Origin of the sequence: Actinomyces sp. zg296 (assembly GCF_009829695.1) — a bacterium.
Classification (GTDB): Bacteria; Actinomycetota; Actinomycetes; order Actinomycetales; family Actinomycetaceae; genus Actinomyces; species Actinomyces marmotae.
This window is the reverse complement of the sequence record NZ_VWPG01000006.1, coordinates 80,334-97,774: the sequence shown is the minus strand read 5'-3', so window position 1 is coordinate 97,774 and position 17,441 is coordinate 80,334. Positions and strand designations below refer to the sequence as shown.

Sequence of the window (17,441 nt, the reverse complement as noted above, 5' to 3'; positions counted from 1 at the left end):
CGCCGGGGCGTCTCAGGCCCGGGCGACGAGATGGTCGAGGTCCGCCGGGTGCGCCACCCGAAGCACCTCGATGAGGGCGCGCGTCATCACCTCGGCGGCCCGGGCGGCGTCGTCGAAGGCCTGGCGCATGACCTCCCCGTCGGACTCCCATCCCAGAGCGCCCAGCCCCTGGCGCATCGCGTCGTCGAGGAGGAACCTTCCCACCTCATCGACGATCGGCAGGTCCACCTCGACGCCGCCACCTCGCCCGAGGACGATCATCCCAGGCGGCTCCGGGGACACCTCGGGCCGGCCCCGAGAGGACAGGATCGCGCGCAGCCCCCGGCGCCGGCCGAGGGCGTCCTGAGCGGCGGCCGGCGCGGGAGCGGTGAGCAGGATCATCAGCCCCGCCCGGGCGTCGAGACCACTGGGGGAGAGCCCGTCCTGGGCCGCGCCCCCGCTCAGCGTCGCCAGGAAGGGGGCCAGGGACGGCGTGAAGCGCGCCCATGAGCCGTGGTCCACCACCGAGGCGAAGGAATCGCTCGCGGCGCGAAGCGCCTCCTGCTCGTTCATGGGACCAGGGTATCGGGAGAGGGGCCGGTGGCCGTCCGGCCGCGAGGATGATGGGGCAGCGCTGGGCGGGGCGGGCGCGCGTCACAGGGTTGTCGCCTTGCTCGCGCCCGGGCGTGTCACGGGCTGGATTCGCCCTCACCGTGCGTACCGTGGCTCTGACCGGCGCGCGTTGGCGCCTGTGCCTGCCAGGAGCGATCCACCGATGATCCGATTTGACCACGTCTCCAAGGTCTACAAACGAGGGGCCCGTCCCGCGCTCGACGATGTCGACATCGAGATCGAGCGCGGCGAGTTCGTGTTCCTCGTGGGCGCCTCCGGCTCCGGGAAGTCCACCTTCCTGCGCCTGACCCTGCGCGAGGAGCGCCCCACCTCAGGGGCGGTGCACGCGCTGGGACGGGACCTCTCCCAGATCTCCACCTGGAAGGTCCCCCAGTTGCGCCGCGAGATGGGCTTCGTCTTCCAGGACTTCCGGCTGCTGGAGACCAAGCCGGTCGCCGAGAACGTCGCCCTGGCGGCCCAGGTCATCGGCAAGCCGAGCCACTACATCCGCACCGCCGTGCCCGAGGCGCTCAAGCTTGTCGGCCTGTCTGGCAAGGAGAGGCGCCTGCCCCACGAGCTCTCCGGCGGCGAGCAGCAGCGCGTCGCCATCGCCCGGGCCATGGTCAATCGTCCCAAGCTCCTCCTGGCCGATGAGCCCACCGGCAATCTCGACCCCTCGACCTCCGTGGGCATCATGCGCCTCCTGGACCGGATCAACCGGCAGGGGACCACGGTGGTCATGGCTACCCACGATGATGAGATCGTCGATCAGATGCGCAAGCGGGTGATCGAGCTCAAGAGTGGCAAGGTCGTGCGCGACCAGGATCGCGGCGTCTACGGCTCGGACCGCTGAGGAGGACCACTGATGAGATTCCGCCTGATCACCGCTGAGACTTTCAAGGGGCTGTCCCGCAACGTCGCCATGACGATCTCGGTCATCCTCGTCTCGTTCGTCTCCCTGCTGTTTGTCGGCTCCGCCGCTCTTTTGCAGTCCCAGATCTCGACCATGAAGGGGGAGTGGTACGACAAGGTCCAGGTCAGCGTCTACATGTGCCCGCCCTCTTCAGCCCGCCCCGAGTGCGTCGGCGGTGAGGCCACGCAGGCGCAGATCGACGCCGTCGAGCAGCTCTTGGGCTCCCAGGCGCTGTCCTCCTACGTCAAGGACTACACGATCGAGACGAAGGCCGAGGCCTACGCCAAGTTCAAGAAGGCCTACGGGAACTCCCCCATCGGGCGCACCGCCACGGAGGAGATGATGCCGATCTCCTTCCGCGTCAAGCTTAACGACCCCGAGAAGTACCAGGTGGTTTCCGAGCAGTTCACCGGGCGCGATGGCGTCGAGCGCGTCGTCGACCAGCGCTCCACCCTGGAGCCCCTGTTCCTGGTGATGAACCGCGCCACCTGGATCACCGGGGGCCTGGCGGCGATCATGGCCCTGGCGGCGGTCCTCCTCATCTCCACGACGATCCGCCTGTCCGCGATGAGCCGCTCCAAGGAGACGAGCATCATGCGGCTCGTGGGCGCCTCCAACCTCTTCATCCAGTTGCCCTTCATCCTGGAGGGCGTCATCGCGGCGCTCATCGGGGCGCTGATGTCCATTGGCGCCCTGTGGCTGGGCGTGCACTACATCGTCGAGCACTGGCTGAGCCGCTCCGTGACCTTCACCAGCGCCTTCATCCGCACCAGCGATGTTCTCTACATCGCCCCCTGGCTCATCCTGGCCGCGGTCGCGCTGGCCGCGATCTCCTCCGCCGCCTCCCTGTCGAAGTACACGAGGGTGTGAGCCGTGTCCCGCCGGAGCCTCCCCATCCTCCTCGCAGCCGCCCTGTGCCTGACTCCCATATCCTCCGCCCTGGCCGATGACCGGTCCGACGCCGTCGATGAGCAAAACGAGGCGCAGCGCAAGCAGGCCGAGCTCGCCTCCTCCCTGGAGGGGGTCTCCGCCGACCTGGGGCAGGCCTACATCGACTTGCAGAACGCCCAGACCAGCCTGACGAACGCTGAGACCGAGCTGAAGACCTCGGAGACGACCCTGAAGGAGAAGGAGCGCGAGAAGAAGACCGCCGCCGATCGCCTCGCGATCGCCGAGAGCGTCCTTGAGCGGATCACCGCGGAGGCCTCCGCCTCGCAGTCCGCCGCCGATGAGACCTCCGGATCCGTGGCCCAACTCGTCGTGTCCGCCTACCAGGGCGATACCTCGGTGACCTCCCTGACCTATGTCCTGGAGTCGGGCTCCGCCGAGGAGCTCAGTTCGCGCGCCGAGACGTTGCAGATCGCCTCCGGCATCCAGGAGTCGGTGCTGTCGGCCGCCGAGGCCAAGCGGGCCCAGGACGCCAACCGCAAGGCGCGCCAGGATGCCGCCACCAGCCGTGTCGCCACCCTCAAGGCGGATGCCGACGCCGCCGCCACCGCCGCCCAGGCCGCGCGCGATGACGCCAAGACCAAGCGGGACAACGTCTCCACCCTGGCGGCCCTGAAGGCCAAGGCCGCTTCCGACCTGGAGGCCCGCAAGACCGACCTCGAGGCTCAGCAGGCCCAGGCCGCCAAGGACGCCGATGCCGCCGCGGCCAAGATCGCGCAGATCGACGCCAAGAACCGGGCCGCCTACGCCGCCGGTCAGACGGGAGTCTCCTCGGACTCCATCGCCGCGGACTCCCTGGGAGCGGGATACATCGGCCACCCGATCTCCGGGCCGCTCGTCGTCACCTCGCCCTTCGGGTACCGCATCCACCCCGTCACCGGGGTCGGCGTGGGGCACCAGGGAACGGACTTCGCCGCCGCCGCGGGCACTCCGCAGTACGCCTCCGTGTCGGGAACGGCCACCTACTGGGACTCCCCGTCCTGCGGGATCGGCGTCGACATCAACGCCGGCTACATCGACGGGCACTCCTATGTCATCACCCTGTGCCACCTGTCTGGGCGGGCGATCGCGGACGGCCAGTACGTCAGCCGTGGCGACGTCGTCGGCTACACCGGTTCCACGGGTTACGCGACGGGCCCGCACGTCCACTTCCAGGTCGCGCGGGACGGCGTGTACATCGATCCCATGACACTGCCCGGCTTCTGAGCCCGGGGCGGAGCCCCCAGCGCGAGGGGCCCCGTGCGGCGAGTAGACTGTCCAGTCCGCGCGCCGCGCGCGCCGCGCGCGCCACCGGAGCCCGCCAGGGCCCGGCGGCGCGGAGATCGCATCGTGAACCGGAGGGAGACGACCATGGCCTCATCGGGCAGGGCGGGGCAGGGCAAGCCCAAGAAGCCGACACCGGGCGAGCGCGCCAAGGCCGCCTCGGACGCCCACAAGACGATCGCCCGCAACAAGAAGGCCCGTCACGACTACTTCATCGAGGACCGCTACGAGGCGGGACTGGCGCTGACCGGCACGGAGGTCAAGGCCTTGCGCATGGGGCGGGCCTCACTGACCGAGGCCTGGATCGAGATCGACCGCAACGGCGAGGCCTGGCTGCAGGGCGCTCACATCCCCGAATACCTCCAGGGCACGTGGAACAACCACGCCCCACGCCGCAAGCGCAAACTCCTCCTGCACCGCGCCGAGCTCGCCAAGCTCGCCGCGCGCGTGGCCGCGAAGGGCTTCACCATCGTCCCGCTGGAACTGTACTTCCTCGGTGGCCGGGCGAAGCTCGAGATCGCCCTGGCGCGGGGCAAGCAGGACTGGGACAAGCGGCAGGCGCTGCGTGAGGCGCAGGACAACCGCGAGGCGCAGCGCGCCATGGCGGCGGCCAACCGGCGCCGGGGCTGAGCACTGGGACTCCGGGCGGTCCAGCCCGTGGCCGATCTGGACCGCGTCATGGATGGCCTGCTATGGTGGGAGGCCGCCGTGGGCGTGCCCAGTGGGCTCGTCGGCGGTGCAACTCCATAGGGGATGATCGGTTTCGACGACGGTCATGGGTTCAGGAGAAGCGGGTCGAGGATGCGCAGTCATCTCGTCAACGCTCTGCGCGAACCTATAGGTGCCGATAACACTCGCACCGACTTCGCCCTCGCCGCCTGAGCGAGCCTCGAAGTCCGTCAGCCCGGGGATTGCTTCCGCCCCGGTTCCTGGCGTCATCTAGGGAGCCACTGCTGAGGAACCGTGTCGGTAGGTTCCTCGGGACTCCTCATCGACTGAGCCCGTCGGCGTCCTTGCTCGCGTGAGACGCCGGGGCCGAGAAAATCACTAGCGAGCTGCGCCCGGAGAAGTCCTGTTGCATGCCCGTCGGACCGGGGTTCGATTCCCCGCATCTCCACCCATCCTGATGGCCTCCGCACCGCCTGGTGCGGGGGCCATCGGCTTGCTCGCGCGCGAAGTTCCTGCGCCCTCACCCCGCAGAAACCGTCTCGGCCCGGCGTTGCGCCCTCAAACTGCGAGGATGAGGGCGCAACGCCGGGCTGAGGCGGTATGTGGGGCGCGAGGGAGCGTCAGTCCAACTGCTCGAACTTGCGGGCCCAGGCACTGCGCACGGGGTTGGCGTCGGCGATCATGGCGTCGAAGCGCTCATCGGCGATGTCGACGATCTCGCTGATCGTCGTGCGGGCCTCGCGCTCGGGGGAGGCCTCGACGCGGTTCCAGCCCCGGGAGATGAGTTGGGAGCGGTCGGCCAGGCGCTCCACGCACATGACCAGTGGGCGGTCGAAGCGATCGTGGTAGGCCTCGGACAGCGCCCGCAGTTCGGCGGCCTCGGCGTCGTTGAACTCGCCCAGGGCCAGCGAGGCCGTGTCGAGCCCCGCCTGGGGATCCGCCTCGGCGCCCTGACCGAGGATGAGGTCGACGATGTCCCGGTAGTTGGCGGTCAGGGCGGCCTGCTCCACGCCGTTGGCGGACAGCACGACGTCCTGGAAGGCTCCGCGCAGTCGCGCGGTGGACTCGTAGGGGAGGCCCTCCCACACCCGCTCGGCGGGCCAGGTGACGCCAGCGTGCATGGGGGAGAAGGCCGCCACGAATCGCTCGCGGTCCATGGAGTTGACCTCCTCCAGGTTGACCGGGCGCCCCTCCAGGCGCGCCACATCCGGGCCGGCCTGGCGCCCCACGTGGAAGAACAGCAGGTTGAGGACGATGGCGGTGATCGAGCCGATGGTCACGCCCGAGCCGAAGAGGATCGCGAGCCAGGACGGCATCAATCCCGCCAGGTCGGGCTTGAAGGTCACCAGGAGGGCCAGGCCGATGGAGGAGGAGACGATGACCGCGTTGCGGTTGTCGTGCATGTCCACCTTGGAGAGCGTCTGGATGCCCACGACGGCCACGGAGGCGAACATGGCCAGCGACGCCCCACCGATGACGGGGGAGGGGATCGCCGCGACGACGGCCCCCGCCTTGGGCAGCAGGCCCAGGAGGATCATGAGCCCGCCCGCCGCGGTGACGACCCACCGCGACCTCACCTGGGTCAGGCGCACGAGCCCGACGTTCTGCGCGAAGCAGGTGTAGGGGAAGGAGTTGAAGATGCCGCCCAGGAGCGTGGACAGCCCATCGGCGCGCAGCGCGTTGGCGATGTGGCGCGGCGTGATCCGCTTGCCGACCACCTCCCCGGTGGCGAAGACGTCGCCGGTGGTCTCCACGGCGGTCACCGCCATGACGATGGCCATGGACACGATACCGGCCAGGGAGAATTGCGGGATGCCGAAGAAGAAGGGGGAGGTCAGGCCCACCGGCGCCGCGGCGGCCACCCCGGAGAAGTCCGCGTCTCCCAGCGCCAGGGCCGCCGCCGTGGCGGCGACGAGGCCCACGAGGACGGCGATGGTGGCCATGAAGCCCTTGAAGACCCGCTGTACGAGGAGGATGACGCCCAGCGTCCCCAGGGCGTAGAGCAGGCCCTTGATCGTCAGGGCCGCGACCTGCGCGTCGGTGGAGCCCTCGGGGGCGCTCGCGCCCCAGGAGACGATGTCTCCCGCGGACACGCTCATGAGGGTCGTGCCCATGACCGTCAGCAGCGTGCCGGTGACCACCGGCGGGAAGAACCTCAGCAGGCGGGCGAACCAGGGCGCCGCGAGGAAGGTGAGGATGCCAGCGGCGATGATCGAGCCATACATCGCGGCCAGGCCCGCGTTCCCGCCCTGGCCCCCGGAGGCCGTCAAGCCGATCGCGATGAGGGGGGAGACCGCCGTGAAGGTCACGCCCTGGATGAGGGGCAGCCGCACGCCGATCCTGGGCCCCAGGCCCGCCGACTGGATGATCGTGGCGATGCCGCAGGTGAAGAGGTCTGCGTTGATGAGATGGATGGTGGTCGCGGCATCCAGGTGGAGGCCGGAGGAGATCACCAGGGGGACGACGACGGCGCCCGCGTAGAAGGCGAGCACGTGCTGGACGGAGAGGATCGAGAGCCTGCCGATCGGCGGCACGGCGTCGACCGGGTCGACGGTCCTGGCAGGCGTGGCTGGGGTGGTGCGGCCCTGCGTCATGCGGTCTCCCGGGGTGCGGAGAGGGACAAGAACAGCGCCATTGTGTCCCGCCCCGGCCAGCGGGGGAAAACCGGCCCCGTCGGCCAGGCCGCGCTGAGGGCGCCGGGGCGGAACGTCCGAGGCCGGGCACTCAGGGCCGGGGCGGGCGGGGGGAGCTCAGGGCCAGGACGAGTGGGGCGTAGTGCTTGTGGGTCGCCTCGCGGTAGGCCTCGACGTCGCCCCTTCGCGCGGCCTCAAGCATCTCGCGGTGCGCCTTGGCCGTGGTGATGATGTCCTCCGCGGCGGGCGCGTCCATGAGCGGCACTGTCAGGGTGTGCACGGCCCAGAAGGCGTCGATGAGGTGGGCCCACAAGTGGTTGGCGAGGGGCTCCAGCAGCCGGGCGTGGAAGGCCTGGTCCTGCTCGGAGAAGGTCTTGCCCTCGGCGGCGAGCTCCTCCATGTCGTCGATGTAGCCGTCGAGGACGGGGTCGGGGCGGCCCTTCCACGCCTTGACGACGTCGTCGGCCAGCGCGCTGTCCAGGGTCATGCGCACGTCGACGACGTCGCGCAGGCTCGCGTAATCATCGCCCGGGGCCAGCAGGCCCCGGAACACGAGGGACTCGACCATCGGGCGCATGGAGACCTGGCCAACAAACATGCCTTGACCATGGCGGACCTCCACGATGTCGAGGGCGACGAGCGTGCGGACCGCTTCGCGTACCGAAGAGCGCGACACGCCGAGGTCGGCGCACAGCTTGGACTCCGTGGGCAGCGGATCGCCCGGTCGGAGGTGGTGCGAGAGTATGTAGTCCTTGATCGCGCTCATCGCGGTAGACGCCTGGGTCATCGGCGCCGGGGATAATGCGACGTAGGTGTTGCGCAGGGCTCTTCCCGAGGGCACGTGTGACACACCTCACTTTCTCGCTCTTCGGTTCGGCGATCGGGTCGTCGATGACCAGGATCTTATAGAGATTCTGACACGGCGCTGCCAACGATTGGCTGGGAGCGGGCCGAACCTGTTAAAGTCATCCTACCTACGTCGGACATGAGACGTCAGATCTTCAGGAGTCCATCAATGGCGATTTCACTTCCCCGCGCTTCCCGGCGCGACTTCATCAAGATCAGCTCCACCGTGGGCATGGCCGCCGGCATTGCGGCGACGCTCGCCGCCTGCGGTGGTGGGACCGCCAAGAAGCCCAGCACTGGCGCTGGCTCCTCGGCCGCCCCTGATGTTGAGGTGACCAACAAGGACGGCGTTATCACCGCCGGCATCTCCTACGAGCTCGGCACCAACGGCTACGACCCGATGACGACGACGTCGGCCCTGACGATCGCCGCCAACTGGCACACCATGGAGGGCCTGACCGAGATCCACCCCGCCACCCGCGAGTGCTACCCGGCCCTCGGCGCCGCGCTGCCCACCAAGGTCAGCGACACGAGCTACGAGGTCGCCCTGCGCGACGGCGCGGTCTTCTCCAACGGCACCGCCGTCACCGCGGAGGACGTCGTCTTCTCCTTCGAGCGGGTCCTCAACCCGGACAACAAGTCGCTGTACGCCTCCTTCCTCCCCTTCCTCGACAAGGTGGAGAAGAAGGATGACAAGACCGTCACCCTCACGCTCAAGTACCCCTTCTCGCTGGTCGCCGAGCGCATCGCCGTGGTCAAGGTCGTCCCGAAGGCCACCGTCGAGGCTGACGCGAAGGCCTTCGACCAGATGCCCGTGGGCACCGGCCCCTACGTCATGAAGGACAACGGCGCCGCGTCCAAGACCGTCGTCTTCGAGCGCAATGACAAGTACAGCGGCTCCAAGCCCGCCCTGGCCAAGTCCATGACCTGGCAGATCCTGCCCGACGACACCACTCGCACCAACGCGATGAGCAACGGCACCGTCCAGGCGATCGACGCCGTGCCCGCCGCCCAGATCACCGCCATGTCCGCCCCGGTCAAGGTTAGCGCCGAGCAGGGCTTCGGCCTCCTGTTCGCGATGTTCAACTGCGGCTCCGAGGCCATGAAGGACGTCAAGAACCGCCAGGCGATCCTCTACGCCCTCGACTACGTGTCGATCTGCAAGAACGGCATGGCCGGCCTGGCCACCCCGGCCACCTGCTTCGTTCACAAGGAGCACCCCGCCTACCGCGCTGCCAAGGTGGACTACTCCAAGGGCGGCGCCGAGAAGGCCAAGGCCCTCCTGGCTGAGACCGGCCTGAAGGCCGTGCGCCTGCTGTGCTCCGACCACGGCTGGTTCTCCTCGGTCCGCCCCATCATCAAGGAGAACCTTGAGGCCGCGGGCCTGACGGTCACCTATGAGGAGAAGAAGTCCGCCGAGGTCTACAACACCATCGACAGCGACCCTGACTCCTATGACATCGTCGTCGCGCCCGGGGACCCCTCGGTGTTCGGCAATGACGCGGACCTGCTCCTGCGCTGGTGGTACTCCGGTGACACCTGGATCGACAAGCGCATGCACTGGAAGGGTCAGGAGTCCCAGGTCAAGGTCCAGGAGATGCTGGACGCCGCCGTGCAGAAGACCGGTGATGAGCAGGTCAAGGCCTGGCAGGAGGTCTTCGACGCCATCTCCGAGGCCGTGCCGGTCTACCCGCTCTTCCACCGCAAGACCCCCACGGCCTGGAACGGCGACACCCTGGTCAACTTCAAGCCGATCACTCTGACCGGCCTGTCCTTCATCGGGGTCGGCTCGAACAAGAGCTGAGGCCCGTGGGCTCATCCGCCTGAGGCGCGCGCGGCGCTCCCCCTCTCGTCGGGGGAGCGCCGCGTCGCGATTGGCGGGTCAGCGCCAATTTGCCATTGAACATCAGACGTCAGACAATATGTCTGAGGTCTCCCGACCGGCCCCTCGCGCCCCTGGGCGCCGGGGCGAGCCGGCAGGCCACCCACCGCCCGCCTGGGCGGGACACCGAAGCAAAGGAGCACTCCAGTGTCCAACCTCATCCGCCTGATTGGACGGCGCCTGCTGGCGCTGCCCGTCATGGTGCTGGGTGTGACGCTGCTCGTCTTCGTCGTCATGTCTTTCTCCTCGGCAGACCCCGCGCGCCTGGCGCTGGGCGAGGCGGCATCGGCGGACGCCCTCGAGCAGTACCGGATCGACCACCACCTCAACGACCCCCTCCTGACCAGGTTCTGGGACTACCTCGTCGGCCTCGTCCAGGGCGACCTCGGCCAGAGCTTCACCGGCGTCGACATCAGCCGGCTCATCTCGGACGCCTTCCCCATCACCCTCCAGATCACCCTCATCGGCCTGGCCGTGGCGATCATCATCGCGGCGGTCCTCGGCATCATCGCGGCCCTGTACCGCGATCGCTGGCCCGACCAGGTCATCCGCGTGGTCTCCATCGCGTGCCTGGCCACCCCCTCCTTCTGGCTGGCGCTGCTCCTCATCCAGTGGCTCACCGACGTGCCCGGGGGGGCGGGGATCTTCCCGGCGCTCATCACCAACTGGGTCCACTTCTTCGACGACCCCGGTGAGTACGTCCGCCAGGTCTTCCTCCCGGCCCTGGCCATCGCCGTGCCCAACATCGGCTCGCTCACCCGGGTCGTGCGCACCGCCATGGTCGAGGAGCTCGATCGCGACTACGTGCGCACCGCCATCGGCGCCGGCATCCCCAAGCGCATCGTCGTGGCGCGCAACGTCCTGCGCAACGCGCTCATCACCCCGCTGACGGTTCTGGGCCTGCGCGTGGGCTACGCGATGGGAGGCGCCGTCGTCATCGAGATCATCTTCAACATCAAGGGCATGGGCCAGCTCATCCTCGATGGCATCACCCGCAACGAGGTCAACATCGTTCAGGGCGTCTCGATCACTGTCGCGCTGGCGTTCATCGTCATCAACATCATCGTCGACATGCTCTACGTCCTCGTCAACCCGCGAATCAGGAGCGTCTGATGCTGCACCGCCGCACACTCGAGAAGGCCGCCAAGCCCGGCCTGCGCTTCCAGGGCTGGAAGACCCTGCCGTTCGGCTCCAAGATCGCCGTCGTCGTCCTGCTCGTGATCCTGCTCATGGGGCTCTTCGCCCCATTCATCGCCACCTACAGCCCCTCCACCACGGGTCTGGCCGAGGGAACCACCTACCAGGAGGGGATCGGTGAGATCACCACGGTGACCGTGGGCCCCAATGGCGAGCAGTTCTTCGGCACCGACAAGACCGGGCGCGACGTCTTCTCCCGCGTCGTCTACGGCTCGCGCGTGTCCATTGTGGTCGGCCTGTCGGCCACGGCCCTCGCCCTGGCTGTCGCCGTGGTCCTGGGCGCCATCGCCGCCACCGCGCGCAAGTGGATCTCCGAGGTCCTCATGCGCGTCCTGGACATCCTCATGTCCTTCCCGGGCATCGCCCTGGCGGCCGTGCTCGTCTCCGCCCTGTCCCAGAGCCTGCCGATGCTCCCGGTGATCATCGTGTCGATCGCCATCCTCTACATCCCGCAGCTCACCCGCGTCGTGCGCGCCAACATCCTGTCCCAGTTCGGGGAGGACTACGTGGCGGCCTCCAAGGTCATGGGCGCCGGCGTGCCCTGGATCCTGGCCAAGCACGTCGCCCGCAACTGCCTCGCCCCGATCATGGTCTTCGCGACCGTGCTCGTGGCCGACGCGATCGTCTTCGAGGCCTCGCTGTCCTTCATCGGCGCGGGCATCAAGTCCGTCAACATCCCCACCTGGGGAAACATGCTCTCCGAGGGCAAGGAGCTCCTCCTGCAGGGGGCCTGGTGGCCGACCTTCTTCCCCGGCCTGATGATCCTCATCACCACCCTGTGCCTCAATGTCCTGTCCGAGGGCCTCACCGACGCCATGGCCTCGCCGCGCATCCGCCGCAAGGTCGATGTCCAGGCCGATGAGGAGGCCATGGAGGCCGTCGAGACCGCCAAGGCCTGGGACGAGGCCGGCGCCGCCGTCGAGGCCAACGCCTCGGCCCCCGAGGGCGCCGCCGAGGGCGGGGCGATGAGCAGCCTCACCGGGATCGTCGAGCCTGCCGCCGAGGACGTGCCGCTGGCCGAGCGCCTCCGGCAGCTGGCGGTGGCGGAGCGCGAGCGCGGCGACCGCCTCGTCTACGCCGACACGGGCGCCGCCCCGATCCTTGAGGTCAAGAACCTGTCCATCGCCTTCCCCGCCCAGCACGGCGAGGTCAACATCGTCGACGACGTCTCCTTCTCGGTGCGTCCCGGCGAGACGATGGGCCTGGTCGGCGAGTCCGGCTGCGGCAAGTCGATCTCCTCGATGGCCGTCATGGGACTGCTTCCCCCGACCGCCCGCATCTCCGGCGAGATCCTGTTCAAGGGCAAGAACATCCTCGAGATGACGCCCGGGCAGCACAACGCCCTGCGCGGCCACGAGATGAGCATGATCTACCAGGACGCCCTGTCGTCCCTCAACCCCTCGATGCTCATCAGCGCCCAGATGAAGCAGCTCACCTCCCGCGGGGGCAAGCGCACCGCCGTCGAGCTCCTCGAACTCGTGGGCCTCGACCCCGAGCGCACCCTGAAGAGCTACCCCCACGAGCTCTCCGGCGGTCAGCGCCAGCGCGTCCTCATCGCCATGGCGCTGACCCGGGACCCCAGCCTCGTCCTGGCCGACGAGCCCACCACCGCCCTGGACGTCACCGTCCAGAAGCAGGTCGTCGACCTCCTCAACGACTTGCGCGAGAAGCTCGGCTTCGCGATGGTGTTCGTCTCCCACGACCTGGCGCTGGTCGCCAAGCTCGCCCACCGGATCACCGTCATGTACGCCGGCCAGGTGGTCGAGCAGGCTGAGACCACCGAGCTCCTCGTCAACCCGACCCACGAGTACACCCGGGGCCTGCTCGGCGCCGTTCTGTCCATCGAGGCGGGCTCCAACCGCCTCCACCAGGTCCGCGGCACCGTGCCCAGCCCCTCGGAGTTCGTTGCCGGCGACCGCTTCGCGCCGCGCTCCTCCCACCCCACCGTGGGCCTCGAGACCCGCCCCACCCTCAAGCCGGTCGATGGCAACCCGGACCACGTCTTCGCCATCACCCCCGAGCTCGAGGCGATCCTCGCGAAGGAGGCCCACTGATGGCCGCACGCACATCCCCTCGTGGCACCGCCGACGGTGCCTGGACCGAGGCTGATCCCGTCATCGAGCTGAGGAACGCGCACGTCATCCACACCTCGCGCACCGGCAGCCTGTTCAAGCCCGACACCGTCCACGCTGTCAACGACGTGTCCCTGACGGTGCGCCGCGGCGAGACCCTGGGGCTCGTGGGCGAGTCCGGCTGCGGCAAGTCGACGACGGCGCGCGTCATGGTCGGCCTGCAGCCCCTGACAAAGGGCGAGGTCTACTTCAAGGGCAAGCGGATCGGCCACACGGCCGCGGACCGCAAGGCCCTGGGCCGCTCGGTGTCCGTGGTCTTCCAGGACCCCGCCACCGCGCTCAACCCGCGCATGATCGTGCACGACACGCTCATCGATCCGCTTAACGTCCACGGCATCGGCAGCCCCAAGGAGCGCGAGGCCCGCGTGCGCGACCTCCTGCACCTCGTGGGCCTGCCGCCCAGCGCTCTGGACGTCCTGCCCCGCCAGATCTCCGGCGGTCAGCGCCAGCGCGTGGCCATCGCCCGCGCCCTGGCCCTGGATCCCGACATCATCGTGGCCGACGAGCCCACCTCCGCCCTCGACGTCTCCGTGCGGGCCCAGGTGCTCAACCTCCTCCAGGACCTCAAGGCCACTCTCGGCCTGGGCCTGGTGTTCATCAGCCACGACATCAACACCGTCCGCTACGTCTCGGACAAGATCGCCGTCATGTACTACGGCCGGATCCTCGAGATGAACGCGACGGCGGAGATCTTCAACAACCCCCAGGAGAACTACACCAGGACGCTGCTGTCCGCCGTGCCGTCCCTGCTTGAGGGCTGAGCGCGCCGCGCCCAGTGCTCACTCCCATCCCAGCAATCAGGAAGAGAACCTTCATGGACACCCGCTTCACCGGCGTCATCCCACCGGTCGTCACCCCCTTCACCGCCAGTGGCGACGTCGACTACGAGGACCTCGACAAGGTCATCGACCACCTCATCGACGGCGGCATGCACGGCCTGTTCGTGCTCGGCTCCTCCGGCGAGGTCGCCTACCTCACCGACGCCGAGCGCGATGAGATCGTCAAGAGGACCGTCGCCCGTGTCGCCGGCCGGGTGCCGGTGCTCGCCGGCGCCATCGACACCACCGCCAAGCGCGTCATCGAGCACGCCAAGCGCGCTGAGGCCCTGGGCGCCGACGGCATCGTCGCGACCTGCCCCTTCTACGCGCTCAACGACGAGGAGGAGTTCGCTGCCCACTTCCGGGCCATCGCCGCGGCGATCTCGATCCCCCTGTTCGCCTACGACGTCCCCGTGCGCCTGGGCGGCAAGAAGCTCTCCCGCGACCTGCTGGTGAGCCTGGGATCCGAGGGCGTCATCGCCGGCGTCAAGGACTCCTCCGGCGACGACGTCGGCTTCCGCCGCCTCGTGGCCGCCAACGAGAAGGCCGGGCACCCCCTGGCCCTCCTGTCCGGCCACGAGCTCATGGTCGACGGCATGCTCCTGCTGGGCGCCGACGGCTTCGTGCCCGGCTACGGCAACGTCGAGCCGCGCCCCTACCGGGAGATGTGGGACGCCTCCCGCGAGGGTGACTGGCCCCGCGTGCGCGCCATCCAGGACCGGATCGCCGCCGGCTTCGAGGCTGTCTTCGCCGTTCAGGGCCGCTCCGCCGACGCCACCGGCATCGGCGCCTTCAAGACCGCCATGGTCGAACTCGGCATCATCAAGGCCAACTACGTCGCCTTCCCGATCAAGCCCCTCGAGGGCGCCAACAAGGAGGCCGTCGTGGCCGTCATGAAGGAGGAGGGCCTTATCTGAGGCCCGCGCGGCCCGGGCCGGACGCCGCGCCCGGCCCGGGCCGCCCCCCATCCCGTCCCCATCGCATCCTCACTGCGCCGGACCGCCGGCGGCGAAAGGAATCCCATGGCCTCCTCCGACGCCAGCGGCGCGACGGGCGCCCCTGACGCGCCCAGCATCACCGGCGGCGCGGGCACCCCGGTCGTCGTCGGACTCGACCTGGGCGGCACCAAGATGGCGGCCGCGCTCGTGGGCGCCGACGGCCGGCTGCTCGGTCCCATCTCCTCCGTCCCCACCCCCGCCCATGAGGGGCCCGACGCCATGCTCGACGCCATCGCCGGCCTCGTCATGAAGGTCGCGCGCACGGGCAGCGCGGGCGCTAAAGCCTCCTTCGGCGGGTCCGCGGCCATCGGCGCGGTGGGCATCGGCACCGCCGGCGTCGTCGACGTCGAGCGCGGCGAGATCGTCTCGGCCACGGACGCCATCACCGACTGGACCGGCACCCGCGTCGCGCGGGGCGTCCAGGCCCGTCTTGAGGCCGAGGGCCTGGGCCGCCTGCCCATCCACGTCGAGAACGACGTCGACGCCTACGCGGCGGGGGAGGCCTGGCTCGGCGCCGGGCGCGCGACCCGCTGCGCCCTCATGGTGGCCGTGGGCACCGGCGTGGGCGGCTCCGTCCTCCTCGACGGCGTCCCCCTGCGCGGCGCCCACCACGTCGCCGGGGAGATCGGGCACATGCCCTCGAGGCTCGCCGCGGGGGAGACCTGCACCTGCGGGCGCCCCGGCCACCTCGAGCCCATCGCCGCGGGCCCCCAGATCCACCGCCGCTACCTCGCCGCCGGGGGCGACCCCGCGGCCGTCAACGCCCACGACGTCGAGAGGCGCGCCCAGGCGGGCGACGAGCTCGCCGCGCGCGTCTACCGGGAGGCCGCCGTCGCCCTGGCCCAGGCGATCGCCGGCGTGGCCACCGTCCTGGACCCCGAGCGCATCATCATCTCCGGCGGCCTGGCCCGGGCCGGCGATCTGTGGTGGGCCCCGCTGCGCGAGGCCTTCTTAGCCGAGGTCATCGAGCCCCTGGCCGGCATCGAGATCGTCCCGGCCGAGCTCGGCACCACCGCCCCCATCGTCGGCGCCGCCCGGGGCGCCCTCGCCCTTATGGGGTGAGGCGCTGGCCCGGCGCCGGCCCGGCGCCGGCCCCGCATGACCGCCGCCCGGCCCCGGCCCGACCACCGCCCATCGCGAGTTCAGCCGCCGTATCGCATCCCACCCCCGTCCCACGAAAGAAGACCGCGTCATGACCCAAGCGAATGAGACCGACACCAGCCAGGCCGTCCTCGACCGCCTCAAGGGGGGCCTCATCGCCTCCGCCCAGGCCTACCCCGGCGAGCCCATGCGCGACCCCCGCACCATGGACGAGGTCGCCCAGGCCTGCGTGGCCGGCGGCGCCGTCGGCATCCGCGCCCAGGGCCTGGCCGACCTCGCCCTGATCAACCAGCACGTGGACGTGCCCGTTATCGGGCTGTGGAAGGACGGGCACGACGGCGTCTTCATCACCCCCACCCTCACCCACGCTATCGCCGTGGCCGCCACCGGCAGCCAGATCGTGGCCCTGGACGGCACACGCCGCCCCCGCCCCGATGGGCTCACCCTGGCCCAGACCGTCGAGGGACTGCGTGCCGCCCGTCCGGGCACCCTCATCATGGCCGACTGCGGCAGCGCCGACGACGCCCGCGCCGCGCAGGACGCCGGCGTCGACGTCCTGGGCACCACCCTTGCCGGGTACACCGGCGAGCGCCCCAAGACCGACGGCCCCGACCTCGAGCTCGTCGACGAGATCGTCGGCTTCGCCTCCCTGCCGCTCGTCGTCGAGGGGCGGATCCACACCCCGGCCCAGGCCGCCCAGGCGATGGGGCGGGGCGCCTTCGCCGTCGTCGTCGGCACCGCGATCACTCATCCCACGACGATCACGTCCTGGTTCGTCAGCGCCGTCGGGCGCCCGGACGGGAGCGGCGCCGCCACCGCCTGAGCGCTTCGAGCGGACTCCCAGGTGAGAGGCCATAACGATGTCGGTGTGGTCGGTGGGACTCGTGGGACGATTGAGGCGCTGATCTGGTGTGTCACACGTCGAAAATCGGCTCAGCGACTGACAAGACGCCTCAATTGCGCATAGCGTTGCGGCCAGTGGCACCACCCAACCGAGGTGCCGCTCCACGACCGAGAGGCAAGACATGTCCGTCAACCGCACCGAGCTCATCGCGGCCATCGCCGCCAAGACCAGCCTGAAGAAGACCGAGGCCGATGCCTTCCTCGCCGCCTTCCAGGACGTTCTCGTGGAGAGTGTCTCGAAGGGTGAGGCTGTCAAGATCACGGGCCTGATGGGCGTGGAGCGCGTCAAGCGCGCTGCCCGCACCGGCCGCAACCCCCGCACCGGTGAGGAGATCCAGATCCCCGCGGGCTACGGCGTGAAGCTGACCGTGGGCTCGGCCCTCAAGAAGGCCGTCGCCGACAACTGAGCCCGGCTGAGGGCGGTGGGCGCCACGGCGCCTCCCTCTTGACCGCCCGAACGCCCCCGGGGTGCGCTACCGAGACGGTGGCGCACCCCTTTTCGTCGCTGAGGGGAGGAGCGGGGCGGCATCGTCCCCGCGGATGAGGT

Annotated in this window: 15 protein-coding genes and 1 other RNA gene; 13 read left to right on the top strand and 3 right to left on the bottom strand. The window is 69.7% G+C overall.

The window, feature by feature from the left end:
- Positions 1 to 12: 12 nt before the first annotated feature.
- Positions 13 to 552, bottom strand: a complete 540-nt coding sequence (locus tag GVV76_RS06830) for a TY-Chap domain-containing protein (RefSeq protein ID WP_159625883.1) — start codon at positions 550 to 552, stop codon at positions 13 to 15.
- 202 nt (positions 553 to 754) lie between these two features.
- Between GVV76_RS06830 and ftsE the strand changes: the two genes are divergently transcribed.
- The 5 genes from ftsE (at position 755) to ssrA (ending at position 4,835) form a co-directional block, all read left to right on the top strand.
- On the top strand, positions 755 to 1,444 hold the full coding sequence (gene ftsE / locus GVV76_RS06825; RefSeq protein WP_159625881.1) for a cell division ATP-binding protein FtsE: 690 nt from the start codon (positions 755 to 757) through the stop codon (positions 1,442 to 1,444).
- Between the two features lie 12 nt (positions 1,445 to 1,456).
- Complete coding sequence (gene ftsX / locus GVV76_RS06820) at positions 1,457 to 2,374, top strand: permease-like cell division protein FtsX (protein WP_159625879.1); 918 nt, start codon at positions 1,457 to 1,459, stop codon at positions 2,372 to 2,374.
- A 3-nt stretch (positions 2,375 to 2,377) separates the two neighbouring features.
- Complete coding sequence (locus GVV76_RS10615) at positions 2,378 to 3,658, top strand: M23 family metallopeptidase (protein WP_159524121.1); 1,281 nt, start codon at positions 2,378 to 2,380, stop codon at positions 3,656 to 3,658.
- A 144-nt stretch (positions 3,659 to 3,802) separates the two neighbouring features.
- Positions 3,803 to 4,345 (top strand): SsrA-binding protein SmpB, encoded by a 543-nt coding sequence (gene smpB, locus GVV76_RS06810; protein ID WP_159524142.1) that lies wholly within the window; start codon positions 3,803 to 3,805, stop codon positions 4,343 to 4,345.
- 119 nt (positions 4,346 to 4,464) lie between these two features.
- Positions 4,465 to 4,835: a transfer-messenger RNA gene (gene ssrA / locus GVV76_RS06805) on the top strand.
- 169 nt (positions 4,836 to 5,004) lie between these two features.
- Here ssrA and GVV76_RS06800 read toward each other — a convergent pair.
- Both GVV76_RS06800 and GVV76_RS06795 read right to left on the bottom strand, forming a co-directional pair.
- Complete coding sequence (locus GVV76_RS06800) at positions 5,005 to 6,978, bottom strand: solute carrier family 23 protein (protein WP_159625876.1); 1,974 nt, start codon at positions 6,976 to 6,978, stop codon at positions 5,005 to 5,007.
- Positions 6,979 to 7,108: 130 nt separating this feature from the next.
- On the bottom strand, positions 7,109 to 7,804 hold the full coding sequence (locus GVV76_RS06795) for a FadR/GntR family transcriptional regulator (protein ID WP_175994125.1): 696 nt from the start codon (positions 7,802 to 7,804) through the stop codon (positions 7,109 to 7,111).
- A 228-nt stretch (positions 7,805 to 8,032) separates the two neighbouring features.
- On the opposite strand from GVV76_RS06795, the gene GVV76_RS06790 reads away from it, so the two are divergent.
- The 8 genes from GVV76_RS06790 (at position 8,033) to GVV76_RS06755 (ending at position 17,301) form a co-directional block, all read left to right on the top strand.
- Positions 8,033 to 9,667 carry an ABC transporter substrate-binding protein gene (locus GVV76_RS06790; protein ID WP_159524119.1) on the top strand — a complete coding sequence of 545 codons (1,635 nt, stop codon included), beginning with the start codon at positions 8,033 to 8,035 and terminating at the stop codon, positions 9,665 to 9,667.
- Positions 9,668 to 9,892: 225 nt separating this feature from the next.
- Entirely contained in the window at positions 9,893 to 10,858 is a 966-nt protein-coding gene (locus GVV76_RS06785) for an ABC transporter permease (RefSeq protein WP_159524118.1), read from the top strand.
- Positions 10,858 to 12,996, top strand: coding sequence for a dipeptide/oligopeptide/nickel ABC transporter permease/ATP-binding protein (locus GVV76_RS06780; RefSeq protein WP_159524117.1), 2,139 nt, complete (start codon positions 10,858 to 10,860; stop codon positions 12,994 to 12,996). The genes GVV76_RS06785 and GVV76_RS06780 overlap by 1 nt, the downstream gene beginning before the upstream one ends.
- Positions 12,996 to 13,835 carry an ATP-binding cassette domain-containing protein gene (locus GVV76_RS06775; protein ID WP_159524116.1) on the top strand — a complete coding sequence of 280 codons (840 nt, stop codon included), beginning with the start codon at positions 12,996 to 12,998 and terminating at the stop codon, positions 13,833 to 13,835. The genes GVV76_RS06780 and GVV76_RS06775 overlap by 1 nt, the downstream gene beginning before the upstream one ends.
- 53 nt (positions 13,836 to 13,888) lie before the next feature.
- Positions 13,889 to 14,809: a dihydrodipicolinate synthase family protein gene (locus tag GVV76_RS06770; protein WP_159524115.1), complete on the top strand. Its 921-nt coding sequence runs from the start codon at positions 13,889 to 13,891 to the stop codon at positions 14,807 to 14,809.
- Positions 14,810 to 14,914: 105 nt separating this feature from the next.
- The gene (locus tag GVV76_RS06765; RefSeq protein ID WP_159625874.1) at positions 14,915 to 15,952 is read left to right on the top strand and encodes an ROK family protein; all 1,038 of its coding nucleotides are present in this window, start codon (positions 14,915 to 14,917) and stop codon (positions 15,950 to 15,952) included.
- Between the two features lie 130 nt (positions 15,953 to 16,082).
- Positions 16,083 to 16,814 (top strand): N-acetylmannosamine-6-phosphate 2-epimerase, encoded by a 732-nt coding sequence (locus GVV76_RS06760; protein WP_159625872.1) that lies wholly within the window; start codon positions 16,083 to 16,085, stop codon positions 16,812 to 16,814.
- A gap of 202 nt (positions 16,815 to 17,016) precedes the next feature.
- Positions 17,017 to 17,301: an HU family DNA-binding protein gene (locus GVV76_RS06755; protein ID WP_073452310.1), complete on the top strand. Its 285-nt coding sequence runs from the start codon at positions 17,017 to 17,019 to the stop codon at positions 17,299 to 17,301.
- The last annotated feature ends 140 nt before the right edge of the window (positions 17,302 to 17,441 follow it).

Excerpts from the sequence above, each read along its gene's own strand:
- GVV76_RS06760 (WP_159625872.1), top strand. The coding sequence starts at position 16,083 with ATGACCCAAGCGAATGAGACCGACACCAGCCAGGCCGTCCTCGACCGC.
- GVV76_RS06765 (WP_159625874.1), top strand. The coding sequence starts at position 14,915 with ATGGCCTCCTCCGACGCCAGCGGCGCGACGGGCGCCCCTGACGCGCCC.
- GVV76_RS06780 (WP_159524117.1), top strand. The coding sequence starts at position 10,858 with ATGCTGCACCGCCGCACACTCGAGAAGGCCGCCAAGCCCGGCCTGCGC.
- GVV76_RS06775 (WP_159524116.1), top strand. The coding sequence starts at position 12,996 with ATGGCCGCACGCACATCCCCTCGTGGCACCGCCGACGGTGCCTGGACC.
- GVV76_RS06790 (WP_159524119.1), top strand. The coding sequence starts at position 8,033 with ATGGCGATTTCACTTCCCCGCGCTTCCCGGCGCGACTTCATCAAGATC.
- ftsE (WP_159625881.1), top strand. The coding sequence starts at position 755 with ATGATCCGATTTGACCACGTCTCCAAGGTCTACAAACGAGGGGCCCGT.
- GVV76_RS06830 (WP_159625883.1), bottom strand. The coding sequence starts at position 552 with ATGAACGAGCAGGAGGCGCTTCGCGCCGCGAGCGATTCCTTCGCCTCG.
- GVV76_RS06770 (WP_159524115.1), top strand. The coding sequence starts at position 13,889 with ATGGACACCCGCTTCACCGGCGTCATCCCACCGGTCGTCACCCCCTTC.
- ftsX (WP_159625879.1), top strand. The coding sequence starts at position 1,457 with ATGAGATTCCGCCTGATCACCGCTGAGACTTTCAAGGGGCTGTCCCGC.
- smpB (WP_159524142.1), top strand. The coding sequence starts at position 3,803 with ATGGCCTCATCGGGCAGGGCGGGGCAGGGCAAGCCCAAGAAGCCGACA.
- GVV76_RS06755 (WP_073452310.1), top strand. The coding sequence starts at position 17,017 with ATGTCCGTCAACCGCACCGAGCTCATCGCGGCCATCGCCGCCAAGACC.
- GVV76_RS06800 (WP_159625876.1), bottom strand. The coding sequence starts at position 6,978 with ATGACGCAGGGCCGCACCACCCCAGCCACGCCTGCCAGGACCGTCGAC.
- GVV76_RS06795 (WP_175994125.1), bottom strand. The coding sequence starts at position 7,804 with ATGACCCAGGCGTCTACCGCGATGAGCGCGATCAAGGACTACATACTC.